24 protein-coding genes are annotated in these 25,753 nt (G+C 71.7%); 14 read left to right on the top strand and 10 right to left on the bottom strand.

All coding sequences use genetic code 11. The features are described from left to right. Window positions 1-43 precede the first annotated feature (43 nt). The 3 genes from AC07C1_RS06705 to AC07C1_RS06695 all read left to right on the top strand — a co-directional run bounded on the left by AC07C1_RS06705 (window position 44) and on the right by AC07C1_RS06695 (window position 5,426). Complete coding sequence (locus AC07C1_RS06705) at window positions 44-1,555, top strand: MGH1-like glycoside hydrolase domain-containing protein (RefSeq protein WP_478937369.1); 1,512 nt, start codon at window positions 44-46, stop codon at window positions 1,553-1,555. Further along, complete coding sequence (locus AC07C1_RS06700) at window positions 1,552-3,489, top strand: amylo-alpha-1,6-glucosidase (RefSeq protein ID WP_478937368.1); 1,938 nt, start codon at window positions 1,552-1,554, stop codon at window positions 3,487-3,489. Before AC07C1_RS06705 ends, AC07C1_RS06700 begins: the two co-directional genes overlap by 4 nt. Window positions 3,490-3,590: 101 nt before the next feature. Continuing rightward, on the top strand, window positions 3,591-5,426 hold the full coding sequence (locus AC07C1_RS06695; protein ID WP_478937367.1) for an alkaline phosphatase family protein: 1,836 nt from the start codon (window positions 3,591-3,593) through the stop codon (window positions 5,424-5,426). Window positions 5,427-5,504: 78 nt separating this feature from the next. Here AC07C1_RS06695 and dusB read toward each other — a convergent pair whose 3' ends face one another. Next, a complete protein-coding gene (gene dusB, locus AC07C1_RS06690; protein ID WP_478937365.1) occupies window positions 5,505-6,635 on the bottom strand; it encodes a tRNA dihydrouridine synthase DusB in 1,131 nt (376 codons plus the stop codon). Between the two features lie 188 nt (window positions 6,636-6,823). Between dusB and AC07C1_RS06685 the strand changes: the two genes are divergently transcribed. After that, window positions 6,824-8,275: an MFS transporter gene (locus tag AC07C1_RS06685; RefSeq protein ID WP_478937364.1), complete on the top strand. Its 1,452-nt coding sequence runs from the start codon at window positions 6,824-6,826 to the stop codon at window positions 8,273-8,275. Window positions 8,276-8,299: 24 nt separating this feature from the next. On the opposite strand, the gene AC07C1_RS06680 is transcribed toward AC07C1_RS06685, so the two are convergent. Continuing rightward, complete coding sequence (locus AC07C1_RS06680) at window positions 8,300-9,175, bottom strand: helix-turn-helix transcriptional regulator (protein WP_478937363.1); 876 nt, start codon at window positions 9,173-9,175, stop codon at window positions 8,300-8,302. Window positions 9,176-9,510: 335 nt separating this feature from the next. Between AC07C1_RS06680 and AC07C1_RS06675 the strand changes: the two genes are divergently transcribed. From AC07C1_RS06675 to AC07C1_RS06660, 4 genes are all read left to right on the top strand, one after another. After that, window positions 9,511-10,128, top strand: a complete 618-nt coding sequence (locus tag AC07C1_RS06675) for a hypothetical protein (RefSeq protein WP_478937362.1) — start codon at window positions 9,511-9,513, stop codon at window positions 10,126-10,128. Next, window positions 10,125-11,552 carry an MFS transporter gene (locus tag AC07C1_RS06670; RefSeq protein ID WP_478937360.1) on the top strand — a complete coding sequence of 476 codons (1,428 nt, stop codon included), beginning with the start codon at window positions 10,125-10,127 and terminating at the stop codon, window positions 11,550-11,552. The genes AC07C1_RS06675 and AC07C1_RS06670 overlap by 4 nt, the downstream gene beginning before the upstream one ends. Window positions 11,553-11,660: 108 nt before the next feature. Then, window positions 11,661-11,885, top strand: coding sequence for a hypothetical protein (locus tag AC07C1_RS06665; RefSeq protein WP_478937359.1), 225 nt, complete (start codon window positions 11,661-11,663; stop codon window positions 11,883-11,885). Between the two features lie 91 nt (window positions 11,886-11,976). Further along, window positions 11,977-13,122 carry a serine hydrolase domain-containing protein gene (locus tag AC07C1_RS06660; protein WP_478937358.1) on the top strand — a complete coding sequence of 382 codons (1,146 nt, stop codon included), beginning with the start codon at window positions 11,977-11,979 and terminating at the stop codon, window positions 13,120-13,122. Between the two features lie 49 nt (window positions 13,123-13,171). Here AC07C1_RS06660 and AC07C1_RS06655 read toward each other — a convergent pair whose 3' ends face one another. Together AC07C1_RS06655 and AC07C1_RS06650 are read right to left on the bottom strand one after the other, a co-directional pair. Then, entirely contained in the window at window positions 13,172-13,768 is a 597-nt protein-coding gene (locus tag AC07C1_RS06655) for a TetR family transcriptional regulator (RefSeq protein WP_478937357.1), read from the bottom strand. Between the two features lie 26 nt (window positions 13,769-13,794). Continuing rightward, window positions 13,795-14,805 (bottom strand): aldo/keto reductase, encoded by a 1,011-nt coding sequence (locus AC07C1_RS06650; RefSeq protein WP_478937355.1) that lies wholly within the window; start codon window positions 14,803-14,805, stop codon window positions 13,795-13,797. 178 nt (window positions 14,806-14,983) lie between these two features. Here AC07C1_RS06650 and AC07C1_RS06645 point away from each other — a divergent pair, with 178 nt between their 5' ends. Then, entirely contained in the window at window positions 14,984-16,036 is a 1,053-nt protein-coding gene (locus AC07C1_RS06645) for a chitinase (RefSeq protein ID WP_478937353.1), read from the top strand. 50 nt (window positions 16,037-16,086) lie between these two features. Here AC07C1_RS06645 and AC07C1_RS06640 read toward each other — a convergent pair whose 3' ends face one another. After that, on the bottom strand, window positions 16,087-16,653 hold the full coding sequence (locus AC07C1_RS06640; protein WP_478937352.1) for a TetR/AcrR family transcriptional regulator: 567 nt from the start codon (window positions 16,651-16,653) through the stop codon (window positions 16,087-16,089). 88 nt (window positions 16,654-16,741) lie between these two features. On the opposite strand from AC07C1_RS06640, the gene AC07C1_RS06635 reads away from it, so the two are divergent. Continuing rightward, window positions 16,742-17,167, top strand: coding sequence for a nuclear transport factor 2 family protein (locus AC07C1_RS06635; RefSeq protein WP_478937351.1), 426 nt, complete (start codon window positions 16,742-16,744; stop codon window positions 17,165-17,167). Window positions 17,168-17,235: 68 nt separating this feature from the next. Here the strand turns inward: AC07C1_RS06635 and AC07C1_RS06630 are convergent, their stop codons facing one another. After that, a complete protein-coding gene (locus AC07C1_RS06630; protein ID WP_478937349.1) occupies window positions 17,236-18,618 on the bottom strand; it encodes a glycine--tRNA ligase in 1,383 nt (460 codons plus the stop codon). Between the two features lie 160 nt (window positions 18,619-18,778). On the opposite strand from AC07C1_RS06630, the gene AC07C1_RS06625 reads away from it, so the two are divergent. From AC07C1_RS06625 to AC07C1_RS06610, 4 genes are all read left to right on the top strand, one after another. Continuing rightward, window positions 18,779-19,738, top strand: a complete 960-nt coding sequence (locus AC07C1_RS06625; RefSeq protein WP_478937348.1) for a metal ABC transporter substrate-binding protein — start codon at window positions 18,779-18,781, stop codon at window positions 19,736-19,738. A gap of 20 nt (window positions 19,739-19,758) precedes the next feature. Further along, a complete protein-coding gene (locus AC07C1_RS06620; protein ID WP_478937347.1) occupies window positions 19,759-20,526 on the top strand; it encodes a metal ABC transporter ATP-binding protein in 768 nt (255 codons plus the stop codon). Beyond that, window positions 20,526-21,428, top strand: coding sequence for a metal ABC transporter permease (locus AC07C1_RS06615; RefSeq protein WP_478937346.1), 903 nt, complete (start codon window positions 20,526-20,528; stop codon window positions 21,426-21,428). The genes AC07C1_RS06620 and AC07C1_RS06615 overlap by 1 nt, the downstream gene beginning before the upstream one ends. 100 nt (window positions 21,429-21,528) lie before the next feature. Then, window positions 21,529-21,939 (top strand): Fur family transcriptional regulator, encoded by a 411-nt coding sequence (locus AC07C1_RS06610; RefSeq protein ID WP_478937345.1) that lies wholly within the window; start codon window positions 21,529-21,531, stop codon window positions 21,937-21,939. An 82-nt stretch (window positions 21,940-22,021) separates the two neighbouring features. Here the strand turns inward: AC07C1_RS06610 and AC07C1_RS06605 are convergent, their stop codons facing one another. The 4 genes from AC07C1_RS06605 to AC07C1_RS06590 form a co-directional block, all read right to left on the bottom strand. Next, complete coding sequence (locus tag AC07C1_RS06605) at window positions 22,022-23,347, bottom strand: histidine-type phosphatase (protein ID WP_478937344.1); 1,326 nt, start codon at window positions 23,345-23,347, stop codon at window positions 22,022-22,024. A 69-nt stretch (window positions 23,348-23,416) separates the two neighbouring features. Further along, window positions 23,417-24,253, bottom strand: coding sequence for an isoprenyl transferase (locus AC07C1_RS06600; RefSeq protein ID WP_478937343.1), 837 nt, complete (start codon window positions 24,251-24,253; stop codon window positions 23,417-23,419). Window positions 24,254-24,289: 36 nt separating this feature from the next. After that, window positions 24,290-25,039 (bottom strand): DNA repair protein RecO, encoded by a 750-nt coding sequence (gene recO / locus AC07C1_RS06595; RefSeq protein WP_478937342.1) that lies wholly within the window; start codon window positions 25,037-25,039, stop codon window positions 24,290-24,292. A gap of 43 nt (window positions 25,040-25,082) precedes the next feature. Beyond that, window positions 25,083-25,298: a hypothetical protein gene (locus AC07C1_RS06590; protein ID WP_478937341.1), complete on the bottom strand. Its 216-nt coding sequence runs from the start codon at window positions 25,296-25,298 to the stop codon at window positions 25,083-25,085. Window positions 25,299-25,753: the final 455 nt, after the last annotated feature.

Raw genomic sequence — 25,753 nt, 5'->3', positions numbered from 1 at the left:
CGACCGAACCCGGCCGGCCGGACGTCTTTTCGGGGAGCCCCGAGTGGATCGCACTGCCCAGCTCACTGCCCATCTCACGCAGTACGAGATCGCGTACGATCCGCCCCCCTCCGGTACGCCCCTGCACGTCAGGGCCGCCCGGGTGCTCGACGCCAACTGGACGGGCGGCTCCACGGTCCCCTCCCGGAACCTGTATCCGCACCAGTGGTCGTGGGACTCGGCGTTCATCGCCATCGGCCTGCGGCACGTCTCGCCGCTGCGGGCCCAGACCGAGCTGGAGACCCTGCTGGCGGCCCAGTGGGCCGACGGGCGCGTCCCGCACATCGTCTTCAACTCCTCCGTACCGCTGGACGCCTACTTCCCCAGCCCCGACTTCTGGCGCTCCGCCACCGCCGGCCACCGTGCGGGGGCCCCGCGCACCGTACAGACGTCCGGCATCGTGCAGCCACCGGTGCACGCGCTGGCGGCCTGGCTGGTGCACCGCGCCGACCCCGTCCTGTCCCGGGCCCGGGGCTTCCTCGCCCGGGTCCATCCACGGCTGGCCGCCTGGCACCGGTATCTGCTGCACCGGCGCGACCTGGGCGGCGGCGGGCTGGTGTCCGTGGTCCACCCGTGGGAGCAGGGCATGGACAACAGCCCCTGCTGGGACGCCCCGCTGGGCCGGATCACCCCGGCCCCGGCCCGCTCCTTCCGCCGCGCCGACCTCGACCACGGCGCACCCGAGGACCGGCCGACGGACCTGGACTACGGACGGTATGTGCGGCTGGCCGCCGATTACCGGGACGCGGGATACGCGGACGGGGTGGACGAGGGGGCGGCCCGCGGGGCCTCGGTCGAGAGGGCGGGTGTGGGTGGGAGTCGGGCGGGCGGGTTCGCCGTGGAGGACCCGGCGTTCAACGCCCTCCTCATCGCCTCCGAGCACGCGCTGGCGTGGATCGCCGAGGAGCTGGGCGCGGCCGGCACCGCCCGGCACGCGCGCGCCGAGCGGCTGACGGCGGCGCTGGTGGAGCGGCTGTGGGAGCCGGCGGCGGGGATGTTCCTGTGCCGGGATCTGCGAGGCGAGGGGCTGATCGGTGAGCGCAGTGTCTCCGGGCTGATCCCGCTGCTGCTGCCCGGCCTGCCCCGGGACATCGCCGCCGCGCTCGTCCGCACCGTCCAGGGGCCCCACTTCTCGCTCGGCGACCGCACCCGGCTCGTCCCGAGCTACGACCTGCTCGGCGAGGCCTTCGACCCGCACCGGTACTGGCGCGGCCCGGCCTGGTTCAACACGAACTGGCTGCTGGAGCGCGGGCTGCGCGCCCACGGCGAGCGGGCGGCGGCCGACGCCCTGCGCGCGGCGGTCCTCGACCTCGCCGACGCCACCGACTTCGCCGAGTACGTCGACCCGTACACCGGCGAGGCCTGCGGCGCGACCGGCTTCAGCTGGACGGCCGCGCTCGCGCTGGACCTGCACCAGGAACTGCGCCACGAGCTTCATGAGCACCCAGGACAGGGCGTGTCCCCGACGGGCACCGGCACGTTCGACACCAGTGACAAGGGAGGGGACCGGGGATGACGGACCGGCATCATCTGCTCGTGCACGGGGCGACGTTCGCCGCCGTGGGCGACCGGGGCGACATCAGCGGGGTGCGGAACTGCAGCGCCCCGGACGGGTTGTTCGTACGGGACGCCCGGCACCTCAGCCGCTGGCAGCTCACCGTCGACGGCGCGGTGCCCGAGGTGCTCAGCCCGGTCGCGGAGGGGGACGCGGCCCGCTGTGTGCTGGTCCCGCGCGGCGGCCGGCAGGAGCCCCCGGCGCACACCCTCTTCCGTGAACAGGCCGTCGGCGACAGCTCGTTCGTCGAGTCGCTCCGGGTGACCAGCAACCGCCCGGTGCCGACGACGATCCGGCTGGCCCTCACCGTCGACGCCGACTTCACCGATCAGTTCGAACTCCGCTCCGACCACCGCACCTACGTCAAGGCCGGCGCCCAGCGCTCGCGCGCGGTCCTGGGCGACGGCATCGAGTTCACCTACCGGCGCGCCGAGTGGCGGTCCTGTACGACCATCACGGCCGACCCGGCTCCCGACGCCGTGGAGGAGACGGGCACGGGCGCCCGGCGCCTGGTGTGGACCCTCGACCTGGCACCGCACGGCACGACCCGGCTGGTGCTGCGGGTGATGGCCCGCCCGCACGGCGAGAAACGCGCCCTGCGCGTGCCGCGCGATCCGGCCGCCGTCCAGGAACAACTCCTGGTCGGGGAAGACGAGTTCATGGAGGGCGTGGCCTTCCCGACCGGCTGGCCGGAGCTGGCGGCGGCCTGCGCGCGGGGCCTCGCCGACCTGGCCGCGCTCCAGGTACCGGCCACCGGACCGGACGGCGAGGAGCTGCGCGTACCGGCCGCGGGCGCCCCTTGGTTCCTCACGCTCCTCGGCCGGGACGCCCTGCTCACCTCCCTGTTCGCGCTGCCGTACCGCCCACGGCTGGCCGCCGCCACGCTCCCCGCGCTCGCCGCGACCCAGGCGACCGGCACCGGTGTGTCCCCGGTCGCCCAGCCCGGCAAGATCGTGCACGAGGTGCGGCACGGCGAGCTGGCGCACTTCGGGCAGGTGCCGTTCGGGCGCTACTACGGTTCGGTCGACGCCACCCCGCTGTTCCTGATCCTGCTCGGGACGTATGTCGAGCGGACGTCGGACACGGCTCTGGCCCGCCGCCTGGAGCCGCACGCCCGCGCCGCCATCGGCTGGATGCTCGACCACGGCGGCCTCACCTCGCGCGGCTACCTCGTCTACCGCGCCGACGAGGGCGGCCTCGCCAACCAGAACTGGAAAGACTCCCCCGGCGCCATCTGCTGCGCGGACGGCTCCCGGCCCACCGGGGCGGTGATGGCGGCGGGCGCCCAGGGCTATGCGTACGACGCGCTGCGCCGCACGGCGTGGGTGGCGCGCACGGTGTGGGGCGACGAGACGTACGCGGCGCTGCTGGAGCAGGCGGCGGCCGACCTCCGGGACCGTTTCCAGCGGGACTTCTGGATGGCGGAGCACTCCTTCCCGGCGCTCGCGCTGGACGGGGAGGGCCGGCAGATCGACGCGCTGGCGTCCGACGCCGGGCACCTGCTGTGGTCGGGGCTGCTGGACAAGGAGTTCGGCGAGGTGGTGGGCCGACGGCTGCTCGAACCGGACTTCTTCTCCGGCTGGGGCGTCCGCACGCTGGCCTCCGGGCAGTCGGCGTACCATCCGCTCTCCTACCACCGCGGCTCGGTCTGGCCGCACGACAACGCGCTGATCACCCTGGGTCTGGCCCGCTACGGCCTGCACGACGAGGCCCGTACGGTCGCCCACGCGCTGGTCGACGCGGCGGCGGCGACCGGGCACCGGCTGCCGGAGGTGCTGGCGGGCTACGGCCGCGACACCCACCCGGAGCCGGTTCCGTACCCGCACGCGTGCGTGCGCGAGTCCCGATCGGCCGCGGCGCCCTTGGCGTTGCTCACGGCGGTGGGGGGCGTGTAGCGCGCCGGGGTTTGCCCGGTGTTTGCCAGGAGCGGTGAACAGGGGCGCGGGGGCAGCCGTACGAGATTGCGTCACGGGTCTCGCACGGAAAGGCCTTCGGGTTGTCTCAGTACACGAGCACGCGCCAGCCGGCGGGTACGGCCGGGGAGACCGAGGGCGCGGCGGGAGACGGCGAGCTGCTGGAACCCGAGGCGGCTGAATCCGCCCCCGCCGAAACCCCCGCGGCCCCTCACCGGCCCTTCGGCCGCCCGTGGGCCCTCTGGTCGGCGTGGGTCCGGCGCCGGCGGGAGGAGCACCCGGCGGCGGCGCAGGCCCTGTCCGTCACGGTCACCGTGCTCGCCGCCGCACTCGTCGTCGCCGCGCTCGTGCTGCCGAACACCATGGCGGGGCTCAGGCCGGCCAGGTTCGCGCGCATACCCGGGGAAGCCGTCATCGGGGCCGCCGTGATGCTGGCGCTGCCGCGCCGGCCCCGAGTGGTGCTGGCGGCGGTGTCCGGGGTGGCGCTCGGGGCCATGACCGTACTGAACGTGCTCGACATGGGCTTCAACCAGTACCTCGGCCGCGGCTTCAACGTCGTCCTGGACTGGAGCCTGTTCGGCGACGCGGAGTCGTACCTGGAGGACTCCCTCGGCCGCACCACCACCCTCGCCGCCGTGGCCGGCGTGATCGCCCTCGTCCTGCTCCTCTTCGTCCTGCTGGCGCTGTCCATGGTCCGCCTGGGCAACCTGCTCGCCCGGCACACCGGCACCGCGACCCGGGGCACGCTGATCGCCGGGGTCGTCTGGATCACCTGCTCCTCGCTCGGCCTGCAGATAGCCGGCGTGCCGATCGCGTCCGACCGCACGGCGACCGCGCTGAAGCTCCAGGCCCGCCGGATCTCGGACACCCTCAAGGACGAGGCGGAGTTCAAGAAGGTGGCCCGGGTGGACGCGTTCGGGAACACCCCGGGCAGCCAGCTGGTGCCGGATCTGCGCGGCAAGGACATGATCTTCACGTTCATCGAGAGCTACGGCCGTAGCGCCATCGAGGACCCGATCATGGCGCCCGGCGTGGACCGGACGCTCGACGCCCGCACCAAGGCGCTGGCCAAGGCCGGTTTCCACGCCAAGAGCGGCTGGCTGACCTCGGCGACCTACGGCGGCAGCAGCTGGCTCGGCCACTCCACCGCCATGTCCGGTCTGTGGATCAGCAACCAGCAGCGCTACCGCACCGTCATGGCCAGCGACCACCTCAGCCTGACGGAGGCGTTCCAGAAGACGAACGCGTTCGACACGGTCGGTGTCATGCCGGGTGTGCAGAAGGGGTGGCCGGAGCAGAAGTGGTACGGCCTCGACAAGGTCTACAACGCCTTCCAGCTCGGCTACCAGGGACCCAAGTTCAGCTGGTCGACCATGCCCGACCAGTACGCGCTGCAGCAGTACCAGGAACGGGTGCACAGCAAGCGGCCGGCCGACGGCAAGTCGCGGATGTCGCTGCTCATCCTGACCTCCAGCCACCAGCCCTGGGCCCCGATCCCGAAGATGGTGGGCTGGAACCAGCTGGGCGACGGCTCGGTCTTCCAGGACATCCAGGCGGCGGGCAACAAACCGGCCGACGTCATCGCCGACACGGGCAAGTCCCGTCAGGAGTACGGCAAGTCGATCCAGTACTCGGTGACCGCGCTCACCCAGTGGCTGGAACGGTACGGCAACGACAACACCGTCCTGGTGTTCCTCGGCGACCACCAGCCCATCGCCCGGGTCAGCGGCAATCACGCCAGCCGTGACGTGCCGGTCTCGGTCGTCGCGAAGGATCCCAAGGTGCTGGACAAGATCGCCGACTGGGGCTGGACGGACGGCCTGCGGCCCGCGCACGACGCCCCGGTGTGGAAGATGAGTTCCTTCCGGGACCGCTTCCTGACGGCGTACGGCTCGACTCCGCACCCCAGGAAGCGCTGACAGCCGGCCGGGGCCCGGGGCGAAGCCCCGTGGCGGTCGGCTCGTGGCCGGTCCAGCCGGATGGGCCGAGAGGCCGGCTCAGCCGCCGGAGGTGTCCAGTTCCGCGTCCTCGCTGACGCCGGCGCAGTCGTACGGGTCCTTCAGCCAGCCGTCCGGCAGCACCACCCGGTTGTTGCCGGACGTACGGCCACGGGGCCCGTCGGCGCCCACGGGCCACGGCTGGTCGAGGTCCAGCTCGTCCAGGCCGGCCCGCAGCTCCTCCAGGGAAGACGTGATCGCGAGCCGCTTGCGCATCTGGGAGCCGACCGCGAAGCCCTTGAGGTACCAGGCGACGTGCTTGCGGAAGTCGATGACACCGCGCGCCTCGTCGCCGATCCACTCGCCGAGGAGGGTGGCATGGCGGACCATGACCTCCGCGACCTCGCGCAGGGCCGGGCGGGCGAAGGACGTGCGTCCGTCGAACGCCGCCACCAGGTCCGCGAACAGCCACGGCCGCCCCAGACACCCGCGCCCCACGACCACTCCGTCGCAGCCCGTCTCCCGCACCATCCGCAGCGCGTCCTCGGCCGACCAGATGTCGCCGTTGCCGAGCACGGGCAGCTCCGGGACGTGCTCCTTCAGACGCGCGATGGCGTCCCAGTCGGCGGTGCCGCCGTAGTGCTGGGCGGCCGTACGACCGTGCAGGGCGATGGCCGTGACCCCCTCCTCGACGGCGATGCGGCCCGCGTCGAGGTAGGTGATGTGATCGTCGTCGATGCCCTTGCGCATCTTCATGGTCACCGGCAGGTCACCGGCACCGGCGACCGCCTCGCGCAGGATGGCCCGCAGCAGGTTCCGCTTGTAGGGGAGGGCGGAGCCGCCGCCCTTGCGCGTGACCTTCGGGACCGGGCAGCCGAAGTTCAGGTCGATGTGGTCGGCGAGGCCCTCCTCCGCGATCATGCGGACGGCCTTGCCGACGGTCGCCGGGTCGACGCCGTACAGCTGGATCGAGCGCGGCTGCTCGGTCGCGTCGAACTTGATCAGGTGCATGGTCTTGTCGTTGCGCTCGACCAGTGCCCGGGTCGTGATCATCTCGCTGACGAAGAGGCCCTTGCCACCACTGAACTCCCGGCACAGGGTGCGGAAGGGCGCGTTGGTGATCCCCGCCATGGGTGCGAGCACGACGGGCGGCGCCACGGCGTGCGGGCCGATGGAGAGCGGGTGGGTCATCGCGGGGCTCCGGGGCGGATCTGTCGGATGTACGGCACAGGGCAAGCATCCATTGTCCCTCACCCGGCGCGTCACTCGGCCACCGGTTCGGCCTGCCGTACCGGTCGCTCCGCACGCCATCGGACCGCAGAAGATGATGTATGGCTCATTAGTTAGCCGCACTATCGAAATCGGTTACGATGCATACCATGCACGACTTGAGCCACCGTCGACGCCTGCTCGTGCTCGCGATCTGCTGCATGAGCCTGCTGATCGTGAGCCTCGACAACACCGTGCTGAACGTGGCGCTGCCCGCGCTGCAGCGCGACCTGCACGCCGACACCTCCGGCCTGCAGTGGACGATCGACGCCTACACGCTCGTCCTGGCCTCGCTGCTGATGCTCGCGGGCTCGACGGCCGACCGCATCGGCCGCAAGAAGGTCTTCATGGCGGGCCTGGTGGTCTTCTCCGCCGGCTCCCTGCTCTGCTCCCTGGCACCCAGCCTGGAACTGCTCGTCGTGTTCCGGATGGTCCAGGCCGTGGGCGGCTCGATGCTCAACCCGGTCGCGATGTCGATCATCACCAACACCTTCACGGACAGCCGGGAACGCGCCCGCGCGATCGGCGTGTGGGGTGCGGTGGTCGGCATCTCCATGGCGGCCGGACCGCTGGTCGGCGGTCTGCTCGTGCAGTCGGTGAGCTGGCGCTCGATCTTCTGGGTCAACCTCCCGGTCGGCCTCGCGGCCCTCCTCCTCACCCTCCGCTTCGTCCCGGAGTCCCGGGCGCCCAAGGGCCGCCGGCCCGACCCGGTCGGCCAGCTGCTGGTGATCGCCCTGTTCGGCTCGCTGACCTACGCGATCATCGAGGCGCCGGACGCGGGCCTGGGCACGACGGCCCCCTTCGCCGCGGTCGCCCTGGCGGCCCTGCTGGCCCTCCTGCGGTACGAGTCCCGCCGCCCGGAACCCCTCATCGACCTGAACTTCTTCCGCTCCGCGCCGTTCAGCGGGGCGACCGTGATCGCCGTCGGCGCCTTCGCGGCGCTGGGTGGCTTCCTCTTCCTGTCCACCCTGTACCTGCAGAACGTGCGCGGCCTCGATGCCCTGCACGCGGGCCTGTGGATGCTGCCGATGGCCGTCCCGACGTTCGTGTGCGCACCGCTGTCCGGCCGCCTGGTGGGCAGCCGGGGCCCACGGCTCCCGCTTCTCGTGGCGGGTACGGCGATGACGGCGGCGGGCGTCCTCTTCGCGGCCTTCGAGGCCGAGACGTCGGACACCACCCTCTTCCTCGGATACGTGCTCTTCGGCATCGGCTTCGGCTTCGTGAACGCGCCGATCACCAACACGGCGGTGTCGGGCATGCCGCGCACTCAGGCCGGAGTCGCCGCCGCGGTCGCCTCCACGAGCAGGCAGCTGGGCCAGACGCTCGGCGTCGCCGTGATCGGCGCCGTCCTGGCCGCCGGCATCGGCTCGTCCTCGTACCGGGACGTGTTCGTCTCGGCGGCCCGCCCCGGCTGGTGGATCCTCGCCGCGTGCGGCCTGACCGTACTCGTCCTCGGTCTGCTCACCACCGGCCGCTGGGCCCACCGCACCGCCGAACGAACGGCCGAGCGGCTCGGTTCGGCGCAGGTGCGCCAGGTCGTGGGGGCCTCGGGGCGCGCCTGACCGGGCACCGGGCCCCGCGGCCGGTCACCGTCCGCATGCCATCTCGTACAGCTTCTCCAGCCGTTCCCGGGTCTCCTCGTTCCTCGGGGTGTACGTCACCATGCGGGCGCCCTGTTCCGGGCCCAGCCACAGGTCGGTGTGTTCCAGGGTGAGGTGGCCGACGTAGGGGTTGAGGAACTCCTTGTTCCTGGTGCGGGTGCCGACCACCTCGTAGCGCTGCCAGTTCGCGCGGAACACCGGGGACTCCTCCAGCCGCTTGAGGAGCATCTTCCAGGCGGGTTCGCCGAGATGACCGGCCAGGGAGGCCCGCAGCCGGGCGGCCATCAGGCGCTGGGTCTCCTCCAGGTGTACGACCGCCGCCTGCCACTTCTTGTCGGTGTACACCAGGAGCATGCAGTTGCGGTCCTCGGGCGGGATGGCGTCCAGGTCGCTCAAGAGGCGGCCGTAGGTGCGGTTGTAGGCGAGGACGTCGTACCGGCTGTTCTGGATGCAGGCCGGGATCGGCTCCAGCCGGCGCAGCATCTCGCGCAGGGCCGGGGTCACGCTCAGGCAGTGCGCGGCCGGGGTCGGATCCGTGGCGCCGGCCAGCTGGAAGAGATGGGCGCGCTCGCTGGCGTCCAGCCGCAGGGTGCGCGCGAGGGCGTCCAGGACCTGCACCGAGACCTGGATGTCGCGGGCCTGTTCGAGCCAGGTGTACCAGGTGACACCGACCGCGGAGAGCTGGGCGACCTCCTCCCGGCGCAGCCCGGGGGTACGGCGCCGGGCACCACGCGGCAGACCCACCTGCTCCGGTGCGATGCGCTCCCGGCGACTGCGCAGGAACGCGGCCAGCTCGTGCCGGCGGATCTCGGAACCCCGGGTGGCCGGCTGCGGGGCGGTCTCCTGGGCCATGGTCGTCATGCGTCCAGGGTGCCGCGCTCGTGACCCTGTTTCCAGGTGCTCCTTGTACCAGGATGAGGGCGCCGCACCACCCGACTGAGCGACGGCCGCAGCGCGGGACGACCGCGGTGGGAGTGCGGTCCCGCGGGGCGTGATGCCGGTCGGCCCGCGGGGAGACGGCCGTGGGCGGGATGTGGGCGGCCCGGCGGGGGCGGAAAACGGCCGCCGTGCGGGGGGAATCGGACATACCGGGGCCGGAAGGCGCCACCCGGGAACTCCCTGCGGGGGCCCGCCGCTCTCCCGCTGTACACCGAGGGCCCGACCAGCCGCCGGCCCGACCAGGACCAAGGGGTTCCATGCACACCGTCCGCGCCGTATTCGCCCTCGCCGCGTTCGGCACGGCGGCCACCCTGGCGGTCGCCGACGCCCCCGCGACGACGCCGCCGCCGCAGGCCGTCCCGCCGTCTCCGGCCCGGATCTCCGAGGTCTACCTCCGGCAGCGCGCCGCCATGCTGACCACCTCCCCGCCCACCCTCCAGGAGGCGATGGGACGCCTGCGGGTCACTCCCGCGCTCGCGGACCGTGCGCGGGGCGACCTCGCCGCCCTCGGGGCGAAGGGCGAGCGGTACGCGGAGGCCGACTGCGGCTACGCGACGGCGCGGGTCCGGGTACGGGTCGCCCGTGCCGTCGTCGACGGGCACACGGCCACCCTCCGGATCGTCGAGGACACGCGGCTGTACCCCGCGTCCGGCGGCGGGGGCGCCCCGCCATACGAGGAGCTGTCCGTGCCCCACACCATGGCGTTCACCCAACAGGCCGACGGGAACTGGCTGCTGGCCTCCGACCGGGTCGACGCGGGGGGGTGGCGCGCCGGCCACCACCCAGGTGTCCGACCCTGTTACCGGGTAGTTCTTCTACCAGGAGCAGAAGACTCTGGTACCGGTCTGGGCGGGGGCGCAGGCTCGGGGGCATGAGTGAAACCCTCACGACCACGGCCGTCCGCCCGGCTGCCGCGCCGCCCGCGCTCGGCGGGCTCGGACTGTTCACCGTTCTGCTGGCCGCGGCGCTGCCGTTGGTCGACTTCTTCATCGTCAACGTCGCCCTGCCGACCATCGGCGCCGAACTCGCCGCCGGTGAGGCCGTGCTGGAGCTGGTCGTCGCCGGGTACGGGGTCGCCTACGCCGTGCTGCTCGTGCTCGGTGGGCGGCTCGGGGACCTGTTCGGGCGGCGGCGGCTGTTCCTCGGCGGGATGGCGGCCTTCGGGCTCACCTCGCTGGCCTGCGGGCTCGCGCCCGGCGCCTGGAGCCTCGTGGCGGCCAGGGTCGCCCAGGGCGCCTCGGCCGCCGCGATGCTGCCGCAGGTGCTCGCCACCATCCAGGCGGCCACCAGCGGGCCGCGCCGGGCGAAGGCCATGAGCCTGTACGGCGCCACGGCCGGGCTGGCCATGGTGGCCGGGCAGATCCTCGGCGGAGTGCTCGTGGCCGCCGATGTCGCCGGGACCGGGTGGCGGGCGGTCTTTCTCGTCAACGTGCCCGTGGTCGTCGTCGGGCTGGTGCTCGCCGTACGGCTCGTGCCCGAGACCCGGTCGCGGCATCCGGAACCCATCGACGGGCCCGGCACGGTCCTGCTCGCCCTGTCCCTGCTGACGCTGCTCGCCCCGCTCACCGAGGGCCGGGCGGCGGGCTGGCCGCTGTGGACGTGGCTGTCGCTGGCGGCGTTCCCGTTCGTCGCGGGCGCGTTCTGGGCCGTGGAGCGGCGGGCGGACCGGACGGGACGGACACCGCTGGTGCCACCGAGCCTGCTGGCGCTGGCCTCGCTGCGGCGCGGGCTGGTACTGATGGTGCCGTTCGCCATCGGTTTCAGCGGGTTCATGTTCGTGATCGCGCTGGCCCTGCAGCAGGGTGCCGGGCTGGGTCCGGTGTCGGCCGGGCTCGCGCTCGCGCCGATGGCCGTGGTGTTCCTGTTCGTCTCCCTCGCCGGACCATGGCTGATCGCACGGTACGGCACCCGGGTGGTCGCCGCCGGGGCCGTCGTGCAGGGCGTGGGCGTGCTGCTGCTCATGCTGGCCGTCTGGCGGGACTGGCCGCAGCTGGGCTTCGGGGCGCTGCTGCCGGGTGCGGCCGTGGCCGGTGCGGGACAGGCGCTGCAACTGCCCAACGTGCTGAGGATCGTGATGTCCGAGGTGCCTACCGCACGGGCCGGTGTCGGCAGCGGTGTGATGGTCACCACCCAGCAGTCCGCGCTCGCCCTGGGCGTGGCCACGCTCGGCACGCTCTTCCTCACCCTCGTGCCGCGTCTGGGCATGCGGGACGCGCTGGTCACCACGCTGCTGGTGCAGCTGGCCGGGATCGTGGTGACCGGCCTGCTCAGCCTGCGCCTGCCCCGCGAGGTCGGCTGAGCCGCGGGCAGGGCTCGGTCGACGCACGGTGAATCCGCCCCCGTCGAGGTCGGTCCTGCTGGACACTCCTTGCCATCGGGTCGCAGGGCGGGGGGAACCGGAGGCGTCATGCCGCGAGGCAGCAGCACGAGCAAGGTCAGCCGCTGGGACCAGCACGGCCGGGAGCACGTAGTCCGGGTGCAGCGCACGGGTGTGCGGCGCACGATCAGCTGTGACACCTGCGGCCGGCGGCGGGGGGCTCCGTTCCTGCCGTGGCTCAAGGCCGAGGAGCATCTGGCCGAGGCCCACCAGGCCACGGTCGATCCGAGAGCGGCCCGGCGGCCGTCCCGCTGAGGGGCGGGCCGGCCGATGACTTCCGGTGGCGGCAGGAGTCGTAAGCAGCAGGGCGGCACGACCGCGACCGCCGACCGGAAGGCCGAGGACGATGACCACGACGGCACTGCACGAGACCCTGCGCCGGTACGTCGAGGACGGGGCCGTGCCCGGGGCGGTGGCCCTGGTGGCCCGCGGGGACGAGGTGGCGACGGTGGCCGTCGGTCACCGGGACGCGGCCGGTTCGGCGCCGATGAGCCGGGACTCGCTCTTTCGGATCGCCTCGCTCACCAAGCCGGTGACGGCGGCAGGGCTGCTGATGCTCGTGGACGACGGCCGGGTCGCCCTGGACGATCCGGTGGAGCGGTGGCTGCCGGAGCTGGCGAAGCCGGTGGTCGTGCGGACCCCGTCCGCTCCCGTGGCCGACGTGGTCCCCGCGGACCGGCCGATCACGGTGGAGGACCTGCTCGGTTCACGCACCGGCTGGGGCTTCCCGTCGGACTTCTCGCTGCCGGCGGTCGAGGCGCTGTTCGAGGTGCAGAAGGACGGCCGCGCCCCGCGGGCCTACCCCGCCCCGGACGTCTGGCTGGCCGACCTGGCCCGCGTGCCGCTGCTGTACCAGCCGGGCGAGGCCTGGCTCTACGGCACCTCGTCCGACCTCCAGGGCGTGCTGATCGCGCGCGTGTCGGGCCGTACGTTGCCGGAGTTCCTGGCCGAGCGGGTCTTCGAGCCGCTGGGGATGCGGGACACGGCGTTCGAGGTGCCGGCGGCGAAGCGGGACCGGTTCACCTCGTACTACCGCCGGGGTGCCGACCGCACGCTGGAGCTCGCGGACGCCCCGGACGGCGACTGGAGCCGGGTCCCCGCGTTTCCCTCCGGCGGGGGCGGGCTCGCCTCGACGGCCGGCGACTGGCTGCGCTTCGCCCGCATGCTGCTGGCCGGCGGCCAGGCGCACGGCCGCCGGTTGCTCTCCCCGGCGTCGGTGGGCCGGATGACGAGCAATCACCTCAGCGCCCGCCAGCGGGAGATCGGCCGGCTCTTCCTGGAGGGGCAGGGCTGGGGCTACGGCGGCCAGGTCGACGTCACCCCGGACGAGCCCTGGAACGTGCCCGGCCGTTACGGCTGGGTCGGCGGTACCGGCACCACCGCCCACCTCGTCCCGGCCACCGGGGCGGTCGCGGTCCTGCTCACCCAGGTCGCGATGGCCGATCCCACCCCGACCCCGCTGATGCGGGACTTCTGGCGGGTCACGGCGTGAGGGCCCGGAGCCGGGAGGCCCCGCCCCTACGGGGTCTCCCCCGCCGCCGTCACCGTGCAGGTGAGCCGAGCCCGCGTATCAGCAGCTCCACCACGACCCGGAACTCCTCGTCGATGCCGGGGGCGGTCCACTCCCGGGCGTAGCACGGGTCGTGGAAGCGGCCGGTGGCCTGGAAGACGGCCCGGGCGGCCGGGGCCGGGTCGGGTACGCGGAAGGCACCCGACTCGGTCCCGGCGGCGATGATCCGGGTGAGCTGTGCGGTCAGGTCGGTGATGTGCTCGCCGACGACCGTGCCGTTCTCGTCGGTCAGCACCGTATAGGTGGCGAACAGTTCGGGGTCGTCGCCGGCCTTGTGCCGCTTGGCCTCGAACAGGGCGGCCAGCCACGCCCGCAGCCGCTCCTCGGGGCTGCCGTCGGCGGCGGCGATCCCGGCGAGCTTCTGCGACGTGCGGTCCAGCCAGCGCTTGGTGACGGCCTCCCGCAGCGCCGCCTTGGTCCGGAAGTGCCGGTAGACACTGCCGTGGCTGACGCCGAGCGCACGGGCCACGTCGACCACCGTTGCCTTGGCCGGGCCATGGCGGCGCAGCACTTCCTCGGTCGCTTCGAGGATGCGCTCGGCGGTCAGGATCTCGCTGGTCGGTGCCATGTTCTAGACCGTACCGGGCGGTGGCGTCAGTGCTCGCTGTCGAGGTGTGCCATCTGCGCGCTCGGGTAGCGGTCGCCGGCCGCCGCGTCCGCCGGGACGGCCTCCTCGATCGCCGCCAGGTCGGCCGCGTCCAGGGTCACGTCCAGCGCGCCCAGCGACTCGGCCAGCCGCTCGCGGGTGCGGGCGCCGACCAGCGGCACGATGTCCTCGCCACGGGAGAGCACCCAGGCGATGGCGGTCTGCGCCACCGTCACGCCCTTCTGCTCGGCGATCTTGCGCAGGGCGTCGACGAGGTTCAGGTTGTGCTGGAGGTTGTCGCCCTGGAAGCGGGGCGAGTGGGCGCGGAAGTCGCTCGCGGCCAGCTGCCGGTCGCGGGAGAAGTGGCCGGAGATCAAGCCCCGGGAGAGCACGCCGTAGGCGGTGACGCCGATGCCCAGCTCGCGGGTGGTGGGCAGGATCTCCTGCTCGATGCCGCGCGAGATGAGCGAGTACTCGATCTGCAGGTCGGCGATCGGGGCGGTGGCGGCGGCCCGGCGGATGGTCTCGGCGCCGACCTCGCTGAGGCCGACGTGGCGCACGTACCCCTTCTCGATGAGTTCGGTGATCGCGCCGACGGTCTCCTCGATCGGCACGTCCGGGTCGAGGCGGGCGATCCGGTAGACGTCGATGTGGTCGACGCCGAGGCGCTGCAGGGAGTAGGCGGCGAAGTTCTTCACGGCGGCGGGGCGGCCGTCGTACCCGCTCCAGTTGCCGTCGGGGTCGCGCAGGGCGCCGAACTTCACGCTGACCAGCGCCTGCTCGCGCCGGGCGGCCGGGGCACCGCGCAGGGCCTCGCCGATGAGCATCTCGTTGTGACCCATGGCGTAGAAGTCACCCGTGTCCAGCAGGGTCACCCCCGCCTCCAGGGCGGCGTGGACGGTCGCGATGGACTCGGCGCGGTCGACGTCGCCGTAGAGGGCGGACATGCCCATGCAGCCGAGGCCGAGGGCGGAGACCTGGGGGCCGGTGGTTCCGAGGGTTCGGGTTCGCATCGTCATGCCTCCACCCTGCCATGACAGCTGACAGATTTCAATATCTGTCATTCCATCTCTGTAACCCGCACCCGAAGCGGATCTGGTCCAGACCTATTGACTAAAGGTCTGGACCACGCGCACTGTCGTGGGTGCGAACTGTCATGCCTACGACACCTCACCGCACCCCCACCGGGAGGCCCGCGTGCTCCGCCGCACCCTGCGACTGCTCACCGCCGCCGTCACCACGGCCGTCCTCGCCCCGCTCGCGATCGCCACCGCGCCCACCGCCTCCGCCGCCGACACCTGCGCGGTGAAGTCACGGCCGGCCGGCAAGGTGCTCCAGGGCTACTGGGAGAACTGGGACGGCTCCGCCAACGGGGTCCACCCACCCTTCGGCTGGACCCCGATCACCGACTCCCACATCTCCGCCCACGGCTACAACGTGGTCGACGCCGCCTTCCCGGTGATCCGTTCGGACGGCACGGCCCTGTGGGAGGACGGCATGGATTCCGGCGTCAAGGTGGCCACGCCCGCCGAGATGTGCCAGGCCAAGGCATCCGGACAGACGATCCTTCTCTCCATCGGCGGCGCGGCGGCCGGCATCGACCTGTCGTCCTCGGCCGTCGCCGACCGCTTCGTGGCGACCATCGTGCCGATCCTGAAGAAGTACAACTTCGACGGCATCGACATAGACATCGAGACGGGCCTGGTGGGCAGCGGGAACATCGGCCAACTCTCCACCTCCCAGGCCAACCTGATCCGGATCATCGACGGGATCCTCGCCCGGATGCCGTCGAACTTCGGCCTGACGATGGCCCCGGAGACCGCGTACGTCACCGGCGGCAGCATCACCTACGGCTCGATCTGGGGCGCGTACCTGCCGGTCGTCAAGAAGTACGCGGACAACGGCCGGCTGTGGTGGCTGAACATGCAGTACTACAACGGCAGCATGTACGGCTGCTCCGGCGACTCCTACGCGGCGGGCACGGTGCAGGGCTTCACCGCCCAGACCGACTGCCTGGACAAGGGCCTGGTGGTGCAGGGCACGACGATCAGGGTGCCCTATGACAAGCAGGTTCCGGGCCTGCCCGCCCAGCCGGGCGCGGGCGGCGGCTACCTGTCACCCTCGCTGGTCTCCCAGGCCTGGAGGCACTACGGCACCTCGCTCAAGGGCCTGATGACCTGGTCGCTCAACTGGGACGGCTCGAAGAACTGGACCTTCGGCGACAACGTCAAGGCACTGCAGGGCCGTTGAGCCGGCCCCGGGCCGCGACCGGGTCGGCGCGGTGGGCACCGGCGGCCGTCTCAGGCCGGCGGTTCGACCAGGGCCCTGATGGCCGGCCGGAGCAGGGCGGCGATGCGGTCGACCGGGGCGTCACGAAGCGGGGTCAGGCCGAGGAGCTGGTGGCCGATGGTGACGCCCAGCAAGGCGGTGACGACCAGCGCGGCGCGCAGCTCGGGGTCCTCGGGCACGGGCAGCGCGCCGCCGATGCCGGCGATCTGCCGGCCCAGGGTGTCCCGGACCTGATCGGCCGCCGCCGGATCGGTGAGCATGGAGCGCATCATCGCCAGCGCGCCCTCGGGAAGGCCGCCCAGCTTGAGGCCGAGCGTGCCCAGCAGTTGCTCGACGAGCGCGTCCGTGTCGGTGGCCGTCGGCAGCGCGGGGAACGTCTGCACGGCCCGGGTGAACAGCTCGCGCTTGGAGCCGAAGTACTGCATGACCAGTGCGGGGTCGACGCTCGCCGCCGTCGCCACGGCCCGGATGGTGGTGCGATCGAAGCCCTTCTCGGCGAACAGCTCCCGGGCGCGCTCCAGGATGCGCGCCTCGGTGGCTCGGCGGCGGTCGGCGCGGGACTGGTGAGGGGTGGACACGAATTCACTCTACAGCCGTTGACCGACGCTCCGGACGGCCCCTACGGTGACTGGGTCAACATCTGTTGAGTGAATGGAGTGATCCGTCGTGCCGGACCTGGACACACCTGCCGTCCGCACCCCTCGCGAGGTGCTGGCCCGCTATTACCGAGCCATGCTCGACAAGTCCGCGGACGATCTCGCCGACCTGTATGCGGTGGACGCGGTGCACGAGTTCCCGTTCATCTCTCCCGGCTTTCCCCCACGCTTCGAGGGGCGCGAGGCGGTGCGGGCGGGATACCGGGCGGCCTGGGACGCGAGCCCCGCCGAGGTGCGGGAGATCAAGCGGATCGCGGCCTACGGGACCGAGGATCCGGGCGTGCTCGTCGCGGAACATGTCGTGGTGGGGACGATGCCCGGCGGGCAGACCACCTTCACCGTCCCCGGCCTCCTGATCCTCCACGTCCGGGGTGGGCTGCTCACCCGGGTCCGCGACTACATGGACGGCTCGGGCGTCGCCGCGGCGAGGGCATGAACACCAAAAGGCCCACCCACCGGCCCGAGCTTCGGTCCGGTGGGTGGGCGGAAAAGAGCTGACCGGCGTCAGCAGCCCAGCAGGCGGCTGGCCAGGTAACCCTCGATCTGGTCCAGGGACACGCGCTCCTGCTTCATGGAGTCCCGCTCGCGCACGGTGACGGCGTTGTCCTCGAGCGTGTCGAAGTCGACGGTCACGCAGTACGGCGTACCGATCTCGTCCTGACGACGGTAACGGCGGCCGATGGCGCCGGCGTCGTCGAAGTCGATGTTCCAGTTCTGCCGCAGCGCCTGGGCGAGACCCTTGGCCTTGGGCGACAGCTCGGGGTTGCGGGACAACGGGAGCACCGCGACCTTCACCGGGGCGAGGCGGTGGTCGAGGCGCAGCACCGTGCGCTTCTCCATCTTGCCCTTGGCGTTCGGCGCCTCGTCCTCGACGTAGGCGTCGAGGAGGAAGGCCAGCATGGTGCGGCCGACACCCGCCGCCGGCTCGATGACGTACGGCGTCCAGCGCTCGCCGGCCTCCTGGTCGAAGTAGGAGAGGTCCTGGCCGGAGGCCTTGGAGTGGGCGCCGAGGTCGTAGTCGGTGCGGTTGGCGACACCCTCCAGCTCGCCCCACTCGCTGCCGCCGAACTGGAAGCGGTACTCGATGTCGGCGGTGCGCTTGGAGTAGTGGGAGAGCTTCTCCTTCGGGTGCTCGAACCAGCGCATGTTCTCCTCACGGAGACCCAGGCCGGTGTACCAGTTCCAGCGCTGCTCCATCCAGTACTCCTGCCACTTCTCGTCCTCGCCCGGCTTGACGAAGAACTCCATCTCCATCTGCTCGAACTCGCGGGTGCGGAAGATGAAGTTGCCGGGCGTGATCTCGTTGCGGAAGGACTTGCCCATCTGCGCGATGCCGAACGGCGGCTTGCGGCGCGAGGTGGTCTGCACCTGGGCGAAGTTGGTGAAGATGCCCTGGGCGGTCTCCGGGCGCAGGTAGGCGACGGAGCCGGAGTCCTGGGTCGGGCCGAGGTGCGTCGACAGCAGACCGGAGAACTGCTTGGGCTCGGTGAACTGGCCCTTGTTGCCGCAGTTCGGGCAGTTGATGTCGGCCAGGCCGTTCGCCGGGGCGTGGCCCTTCTTGTCCTCGTACGCCTCCTCGAGGTGGTCGGCGCGGAACCGCTTGTGACACGAGGTGCACTCGGTCAGCGGGTCCGTGAACGTGGCGACGTGGCCGGAGGCGACCCAGACCTCGGAGGCCAGGATGACGGACGAGTCGATACCGACCACGTCCTCGCGCGACGTCACCATGTAGCGCCACCACTGACGCTTGATGTTCTCCTTGAGCTCGACACCCAGCGGTCCGTAGTCCCAGGCGGCACGCTGACCGCCGTAGATCTCACTGCACGGGAAAACGAAGCCACGGCGCTTGCTCAGGCTGACGATGGTGTCGATCTTGTCGGCGGCCACGGTGCTCTCTTCATTACGACGACGGGCGTTGAAGCGAGATGCTTCCAGCGAATGATTCAGGTTACCGGCGCAGGCTCCCCGACGGCCAAATCGGCCCCTGCCTACGGCCCTCACCGGCGGTTGTTGACAACGGTTTCCATATTTGTTGAAAATGACTGTCATGAACGAACGACGACGTCTCATACCCGCCGCCGCGGTCACCGCGGTCACCGCTCTCGGGATCGGCACCCTCTCCGCCTGCTCCGGTGCCGGCGCGGCAGCCGGAAACACCGGCCGGTTCGACGTCGTCGCGTCCTTCTACCCGATGGCCTTCCTCGCCGAGCGGATCGGCGGCGGCCACGTCCACGTCACCACTCTCACCTCCCCCGGCCAGGAACCGCACGACCTGGAGCTCAGCCCCAGGCAGATCGCCGCGCTCGAGGACTCCGACGCGGTCCTGTACCTGAAGAACCTCCAGCCCTCCGTCGACAAGGCGGTGGCCCAGTCCCCGCTCAGGACGAAGATCGACGCCGCCTCCCTCACCACGCTGGAGAACCACGGCAACGAGGTCGGTGGGCACGCGGCCGCGCACGACGCCCACGACAACGAGGGCTCCACGGGCAAGGACCCGCACATCTGGCTCGACCCGGTGCGCTACGCCCAGGTCGCCGAGGGCGTCGGCAAGGCCTTCGAGAAGGCGGACCCGGAGCACGCGGCCGACTACCGGAAGAACACCGCGGACCTGGTCAGCAAGCTGAACGACCTGGACAAGCGGTTCAGGGCCGGCCTCGCCGGCAGCAGGAACAAGGTCTTCATCACCACGCACGCCGCCTTCGGCTACCTCGCCGAGCGCTACGGCCTCACCGAGGAGGCCATCAGCGGCCTCGACCCCGAGTCGGAACCCAGCGCCGCGCGCGTGAAGGACCTGGAGAAGACGGCCGGGGCCGACGGTGTGACCACCGTCTTCTACGAGACGCTCGTCAGCGACAAGACCGCGAGGACCATCGCGGGCGACGCGGGCCTCAGGACGGACGTCCTCGACCCGATCGAGGGCATCACCGGCAAGTCCCGCGGCAAGGACTACTTCTCGGTCCAGGAAGCCAACCTCAAGGCGCTCCAGCAGGCGCTGGGTGCCAAATGACCGGCAGGGAGGGCAGGACCATGGGCGAACCCGTCATAGCCTTGCGCGGAGTGAGCGCCGAACTCGGCGCGCGTCCCGTGCTCCGCGGCATCGATCTCACCGTCGGCCGCGGCGAGGTCGTCGCGCTGCTCGGCGCCAACGGCTCCGGCAAGTCGACGGCCGTACGGAGCGTCATCGGCCAGGTGCCCGTCAGTTCCGGCACCGTCGAACTGTTCGGCACCCCGCGCCGGTCCTTCCGCGACTGGGCGCGGGTGGGCTACGTACCGCAGCGCACCACCGCCGCGGGCGGGGTCCCGTCGACGGTGACCGAGATCGTCTCCTCCGGCCGGCTCTCCCGCACCCGCTTCGGCGTGTTCCGCAAGAGCGACCGGGAGGCCGTGCACCGGGCCCTGGAGCTGGTCGGCATGGCGGACCGCGCCAAGGACTCGGCGAGCGCCCTCTCCGGCGGCCAGCACCAACGGGTGCTGATCGCCCGCGCGCTGGTCGCCGAGCCCGAACTGCTGATCATGGACGAGCCGATGGCGGGCGTCGACCTGGCCAGCCAGGAGGTGCTCGCGCGGACCCTGAAGCAGCAGGTGGAAACCGGCGCGACCGTCCTTCTCGTGCTGCACGAGCTGGGCCCGCTGGAGCCCCTGATCGACCGGGCGGTCGTCCTGCGCGACGGCTGCGTCCTGCACGACGGCCCGCCCCCGCGGGCGGTCGGCCAGCACGCCCTGCCCGGCCACGACCACGTACACCCGCACGCACCGGCGGGCACCGAACCGATCCGCACGGGACTGCTGAGCTGATGGACTTCCTGAACTACGCCTTCATGCAGCGGGCGCTGCTCGCGGCCGTGCTGGTCGGCATCACCGCGCCCGCGGTCGGCATCTACCTGGTCCAGCGCCGCCAGGCCCTGATGGGCGACGGCATCGGGCACGTGGCCATGACGGGCGTCGGCCTCGGCTTCCTGCTGTCCACGTCCCCCGTGTGGATGGCGACGGCCGTCTCGGTGCTCGGCGCGGTCCTGATGGAACTGATCCGCTGGTACGGCAGGACGCGCGGCGACATCGCCCTCGCCATGCTCTTCTACGGCGGCATGGCCGGCGGTGTGATGCTGATCAACCTGGCGCCGGGCGGCTCCAACGCCAACCTGACGTCGTACCTGTTCGGCTCCCTGTCGACGGTGGCGCAGTCTGATGTGACCGCGATCTGCGTGCTCGCCGCGTTCGTGCTGCTGGTCACGCTGGGCCTGCGCCGCCAGTTGTTCGCGGTCAGCCAGGACGAGGAGTTCGCGCGGGTCACGGGCCTGCCGGTGCGCGCGCTGAACCTGCTCACGGCGGTGACCGCCGCGGTGACGGTGACCGTCGCGATGCGGGTGGTCGGCCTGCTGCTGGTGTCCGCGCTGATGGTCGTGCCGGTGGCGGCGGCCCAGCAGCTCAGCCGGAGTTTCACGGCGACGTTCGTGATCGCCGTCGCGATCGGCGTGGCCGTGACCGTCAGCGGTACGATCACGTCGTACTACCAGGACGTTCCGCCCGGTGCGACGATCGTCCTGCTGACCATCGCCGCGTTCGTCGCGCTGACGGCCCTGGCCACCCCGCTGGCCCGCCGACGCGCCCGCGCGGCAGCCGCCGCACAGCCCGCCGGGGACCCTGCGGAGTGCTCTATTCCGGCCACGCGGGGAGCCGGGGACGAGGCCGGCGTCTGACCGCGCACAGCCCGGACTGGCACAATGGCCCGGGCAGACCCCAGACGTGAGCCCCGAGAAGCGCTCCGCAGGGCGAACGAGCCACCGAAGGAGGCAACCGGTGACGACCGCTGGACCGCCCGTGAAGGGCCGCGCGACGCGGCAGCGTGCAGCCGTGGCGGCGGCCCTGGACGAGGTCGACGAGTTCCGCAGCGCGCAGGAACTGCACGACATGCTCAAGCACAAGGGCGACTCGGTCGGGCTCACCACCGTCTACCGCACCCTCCAGTCCCTCGCCGAGGCCGGCGAGGTCGACGTCCTGCGCACGTCCGACGGCGAGTCGGTCTACCGCCGCTGCTCGTCCGGCGAACACCACCACCACCTGGTCTGCCGCGCCTGCGGCAAGGCGGTGGAGGTGGAGGGCCCGGCGGTGGAGAAGTGGGCGGAGGCGATCGCCTCCGAACACGGCTATGTGAACGTGGCTCACACGGTGGAGATCTTCGGCACCTGCGCGGAGTGCGCCGCGGGTTGAGCCGTTGCCCGCCATCGGGGCACGGCCAGTCACCGTCTGCGGGCCCGTCGTGGCCGCTCGCGCAGCTCCCCGCGCCCCAGCCTCAGCTTCGCCCGAAGCAGCGCTCCAGCTCGTCCAGGTCGTAGAAGGCGCTGCCCTTGGCGATCGGTCGGCAGCCCGCCTTGAACGGGGTCTCCCGCTCGTCGTGGAGCATGCGGACCAGGTAGCGGTTGCCGTTCTTGAAGACGTCCCACTGGATGTTCGCGCCCAGCGGGGAGACGGCGGCGCCGCGCCACGGGTTGTCCGTGTACGTGTACGGCTCGTCCGGGTCGGCCGGCTCGGTGCTGCCGGGCAGGCCCATCAGCGCGGCCAGCGGGATGATCTCTTCGGCGTGGGTGAAGCGCAGCTCGGCACCGAGGTCGCTGGTGCCGGCACGCTTGGCCTCCACCTGCTTGAAGAGCTCGTCGAGAAGAACGCCCGCCATCTTGTAGGTGATGTCGCTGTCGGCGAAGCCGGGGCCCTTCTCGTAGAAGTCCTCGGCGTCCCCGAGATAGCCGAACCAGGCCGCGTCCGTACGGAAGATGTAGCGCTCCATGCCCCAGCCCGCACCGCCCGGGCTCTCCTCGCGCATCGCGGGGGCGATGGCGTACAGGTTGTAGACGGCCTGGGCGGCGCCGGCCTGGTCGGGGATCTGCTCGACGAAGGAGTCCTTGAAGATCCCGCGCAGGACACCGCGAGCGGCCTGCCGCGTCCTGGGCTGGTCGGTGATGCCGCTCAGGGTGTCCTTGAGGCGCTGGTCGTTCGCGATGTAGTCGCGGTAGGCGGCGCCGCCCGCCGCCTTGTGGAAGTACAGCAGGTCCTTGTCGGTGCGGGCCGGCCCGATCGACGGCTCGAGCGCCGGGTCGGCGTCGGCGAGGGCGCCCGCGAACACGTTGCCGCTGTCCACGGCCCGCCCCTGCCCGGAGCTGACCACGTCGATCTTCTCGCCCTGGTCGGCGATCTCCGCGAACAGCGACGGCAGCCGCCGCTCCATGCGCACGGCCGTGTCCGCCAGCTCCTGCTTGCCGCGCCCGCTGAGGCTGCCGTAGCCGACGTTCGCCATGGCGGCCCGCAGGGCGCGGACCTTCGGCCCGAACTCCTCGCCCGTGCCGGTCAGTTGATCATCGGCCTCGGCCTTGTCCCACAGCGCGAGGATCAGGTCGCCGTCCTCGCTGTCGGTGGCCGCGCGGGAGCCGTGCCGTGAGACGTTCTCCGTGAAGACGGGGACGAAGCCGGCCGGGGCCTTCTGGTACTCGCGCGGGTTCTGCCGGGGCGCGTACGGCGCCTTCGTGCCGTAGCTCTCGCGGTGGGCGGAGCCGTCGCCCGCGTGGGCGGGCAGCGCGGTGAGCAGCAGGGCGCCGAGGGCGAGGACCGGGGTGAGACGTCTCATGAGTTCCGCATCCTCGGCGGCCCGCGTGAACCACCGGTGACCGGCAGGTGACCGGCTCGGGCGATCGGCTCAGGTGTCCGACTCGCCCCTCATGGCCAGCAGCTCCTCGTTCGGGATCGCCCCGCCGAACCGCCGGTCGCGGGAGGCGAATTCGATGCAGGCCCGCCACAGGTCGCGCCGGTCGAAGTCGGGCCACAGCACGTCCTGGAAGACCATCTCGGCGTACGCGCTCTGCCAGAGCAGGTAGTTGGAGGTGCGCTGCTCACCACTGGGGCGCAGGAACAGGTCGACGTCCGGCATGTCCGGGTAGTACAGGTACTTCGCGAGGGTCTTCTCGTTGACCTTCGACGGGTCGAGACGGCCCGCCTTCACATCCTCGGCGAGGGCCTTGGCGGCGTCGGCGATCTCGGCGCGGCCGCCGTAGTTCATGCAGAAGTAGAGCGTGAGCAGATCGTTGCCCTTGGTCTGCTCCTGGGCGATCTGCAGCTCCTTGGCGACCGACTTCCACAGCTTGGGCATGCGGCCCACCCAGCGCACCCGGATGCCGAGTTCGTCGAGCTGGTCGCGGGTCTTGCGGATGAAGTCGCGGTTGAAGTTCATCAGGAAGCGGACCTCGTCGGGCGAACGCTTCCAGTTCTCGGTGGAGAAGGCGTACAGCGAGATGTTGCGCACGCCGATCTCGATGGAACCCTGGAGGACGTCGAGCACCCGCTCGGCACCCACCTTGTGCCCCTCGGTCCGGGGCAGCCCGCGCTCCTTGGCCCAGCGGCCGTTGCCGTCCATCACGATCGCCACGTGGTTCGGGACCAGCTCGCCGGGGAGCTTCGGCGCACGGGCACCCGACGGGTGCGGCTCCGGCGCCTTGTTCTCGCGCCGCTGGCGCCCGAGGATCCCGCGTACCACCATGTGCTTCTCGTCTCCCTCTGCGATCTACGGGTTTCGCTACGACTTCTCGACGTACCGGAGCGAGCGCAGTCCGCGCTCCAGATGCCAGTGCAGGTAGGCGGACACCAGCCCGCTGCCCTCCCGGACGTACCGCGGCTCGCACGCGTCCGCCGTCTCCCAGTCTCCCGTAAGCAGCGCCCCGAGCAGTACCAGGGTCTGCGGGGACGGTACGACACTGCCGGGCACCCGGCAGTCGACGCAGACGGAGCCGCCCGAGGCGACCGAGAAGAAGCGGTTCGGGCCGGGCATGCCGCACTTCGCGCAGTCGGTGAAGGTGGGGGCGTAGCCGTTGACGGCGAGGGAGCGCAGCAGGAAGGCGTCGAGGACGAGGTGCGGCGCGTGCTCACCCCGGGCGAGCGTCCGCAGCGCCCCCACCAGCAGCAGGTACTGCTGCACCGCGGGCTCGCCCTCATGATCGGTGAACCGCTCGGCGGTCTCCAGCATGGCCGTGCCGGCGGTGTAGCGGGCGTAGTCGGTGACGATCCCGCCGCCGTACGGGGCGATGGTCTCGCTCTGCGTGCACAGCGGCAGCCCGCGCCCGACCAGCTCGCTGCCCCGCGCGAAGAACTGCACGTCCACGTGGGAGAAGGGCTCCAGCCGGGCCCCGAACTTCGACTTGGTCCGCCGCACGCCCCGGGCAACGGCCCGCACCCGCCCGTGACCGCGGGTGAGCAACGTGATGATCCGGTCCGCCTCACCCAGCTTCTGGGTGCGCAGCACGATGCCGTCGTCGCGGAACAGACTCATGGCCCCATTCTCGCCCATGCCGGAAGCGGCGGAGGCGTCAGTCTCAAGGCACCTCACCGCGACTGCGGGCGTCGGCGTGCGCCGTCTCCGCGCTGAGCCGCTCGGCGGGGGTCGCCTGGCGCACGGCACCGGGCTCGGCGTCCCACTCCCTGCCTCCGCCGTACGGTCTCAGCTGGACGTAGGGGCCCTCGTGCCCCATCACGATCCCGACCCGCCCCGTACGGGTGTCCACGACGTGACTGCCGATGGGTGGCTTCATCGCGACACCCCCGCCGGGGCCGCCGCGGAACATCGCCCCGATTCCACGAGTGACGGCAGAATGACTCCGCTCCTTTCGAGAGCCGGCCGCAATTCCTCCAACGTCTCCTCCGCCTCCTCGACACCCAACGCCGAGTGTGTGGTCCGTAGCGCCCTCACCGTGCTCCCCTTCCTTTTCGAGTTTCACGCTTCACACACCCGGAGTGACGGTCCACCTCTACACTCGGCAGGAGTCTGCGCCCTACAAGTACCAAACAGGCCACCGGGATTGGCTTTGGTCAGCGATTCGCGGCCGGCGGCCCAGGAGCATGACGTTCGGCAGTTCCGTTCCACCCCGCAGTCGGCACAAAGGCCCGTCTGCGGGCCTGCCCTCGATGCCTGAAGGTGGGTGCGCGACCGGGCGAAGGAGCGGGTGGAGGCCTCGGGCAACTGCGCTTTTCGCCCTTTCGGCTCGGC

This window comes from Streptomyces sp. NPDC045022, from assembly GCF_056432605.1.
This window is presented reverse-complemented; position numbering and strand designations above follow the sequence as displayed.

What these genes read in the sequence shown, in the direction of transcription:
- AC07C1_RS06675 (WP_478937362.1), top strand. Translation starts at nt 9,511, where the DNA reads ATGCACACCGTCCGCGCCGTATTCGCCCTCGCCGCGTTCGGCACGGCG.
- AC07C1_RS06615 (WP_478937346.1), top strand. Translation starts at nt 20,526, where the DNA reads ATGGACTTCCTGAACTACGCCTTCATGCAGCGGGCGCTGCTCGCGGCC.
- AC07C1_RS06665 (WP_478937359.1), top strand. Translation starts at nt 11,661, where the DNA reads ATGCCGCGAGGCAGCAGCACGAGCAAGGTCAGCCGCTGGGACCAGCAC.
- AC07C1_RS06620 (WP_478937347.1), top strand. Translation starts at nt 19,759, where the DNA reads ATGGGCGAACCCGTCATAGCCTTGCGCGGAGTGAGCGCCGAACTCGGC.
- AC07C1_RS06605 (WP_478937344.1), bottom strand. Translation starts at nt 23,347, where the DNA reads ATGAGACGTCTCACCCCGGTCCTCGCCCTCGGCGCCCTGCTGCTCACC.
- AC07C1_RS06670 (WP_478937360.1), top strand. Translation starts at nt 10,125, where the DNA reads ATGAGTGAAACCCTCACGACCACGGCCGTCCGCCCGGCTGCCGCGCCG.
- AC07C1_RS06685 (WP_478937364.1), top strand. Translation starts at nt 6,824, where the DNA reads ATGCACGACTTGAGCCACCGTCGACGCCTGCTCGTGCTCGCGATCTGC.
- AC07C1_RS06625 (WP_478937348.1), top strand. Translation starts at nt 18,779, where the DNA reads ATGAACGAACGACGACGTCTCATACCCGCCGCCGCGGTCACCGCGGTC.
- AC07C1_RS06700 (WP_478937368.1), top strand. Translation starts at nt 1,552, where the DNA reads ATGACGGACCGGCATCATCTGCTCGTGCACGGGGCGACGTTCGCCGCC.
- AC07C1_RS06590 (WP_478937341.1), bottom strand. Translation starts at nt 25,298, where the DNA reads ATGAAGCCACCCATCGGCAGTCACGTCGTGGACACCCGTACGGGGCGG.
- AC07C1_RS06680 (WP_478937363.1), bottom strand. Translation starts at nt 9,175, where the DNA reads ATGACGACCATGGCCCAGGAGACCGCCCCGCAGCCGGCCACCCGGGGT.
- AC07C1_RS06600 (WP_478937343.1), bottom strand. Translation starts at nt 24,253, where the DNA reads ATGGTGGTACGCGGGATCCTCGGGCGCCAGCGGCGCGAGAACAAGGCG.
- AC07C1_RS06660 (WP_478937358.1), top strand. Translation starts at nt 11,977, where the DNA reads ATGACCACGACGGCACTGCACGAGACCCTGCGCCGGTACGTCGAGGAC.
- AC07C1_RS06650 (WP_478937355.1), bottom strand. Translation starts at nt 14,805, where the DNA reads ATGACGATGCGAACCCGAACCCTCGGAACCACCGGCCCCCAGGTCTCC.
- AC07C1_RS06655 (WP_478937357.1), bottom strand. Translation starts at nt 13,768, where the DNA reads ATGGCACCGACCAGCGAGATCCTGACCGCCGAGCGCATCCTCGAAGCG.
- recO (WP_478937342.1), bottom strand. Translation starts at nt 25,039, where the DNA reads ATGAGTCTGTTCCGCGACGACGGCATCGTGCTGCGCACCCAGAAGCTG.
- dusB (WP_478937365.1), bottom strand. Translation starts at nt 6,635, where the DNA reads ATGACCCACCCGCTCTCCATCGGCCCGCACGCCGTGGCGCCGCCCGTC.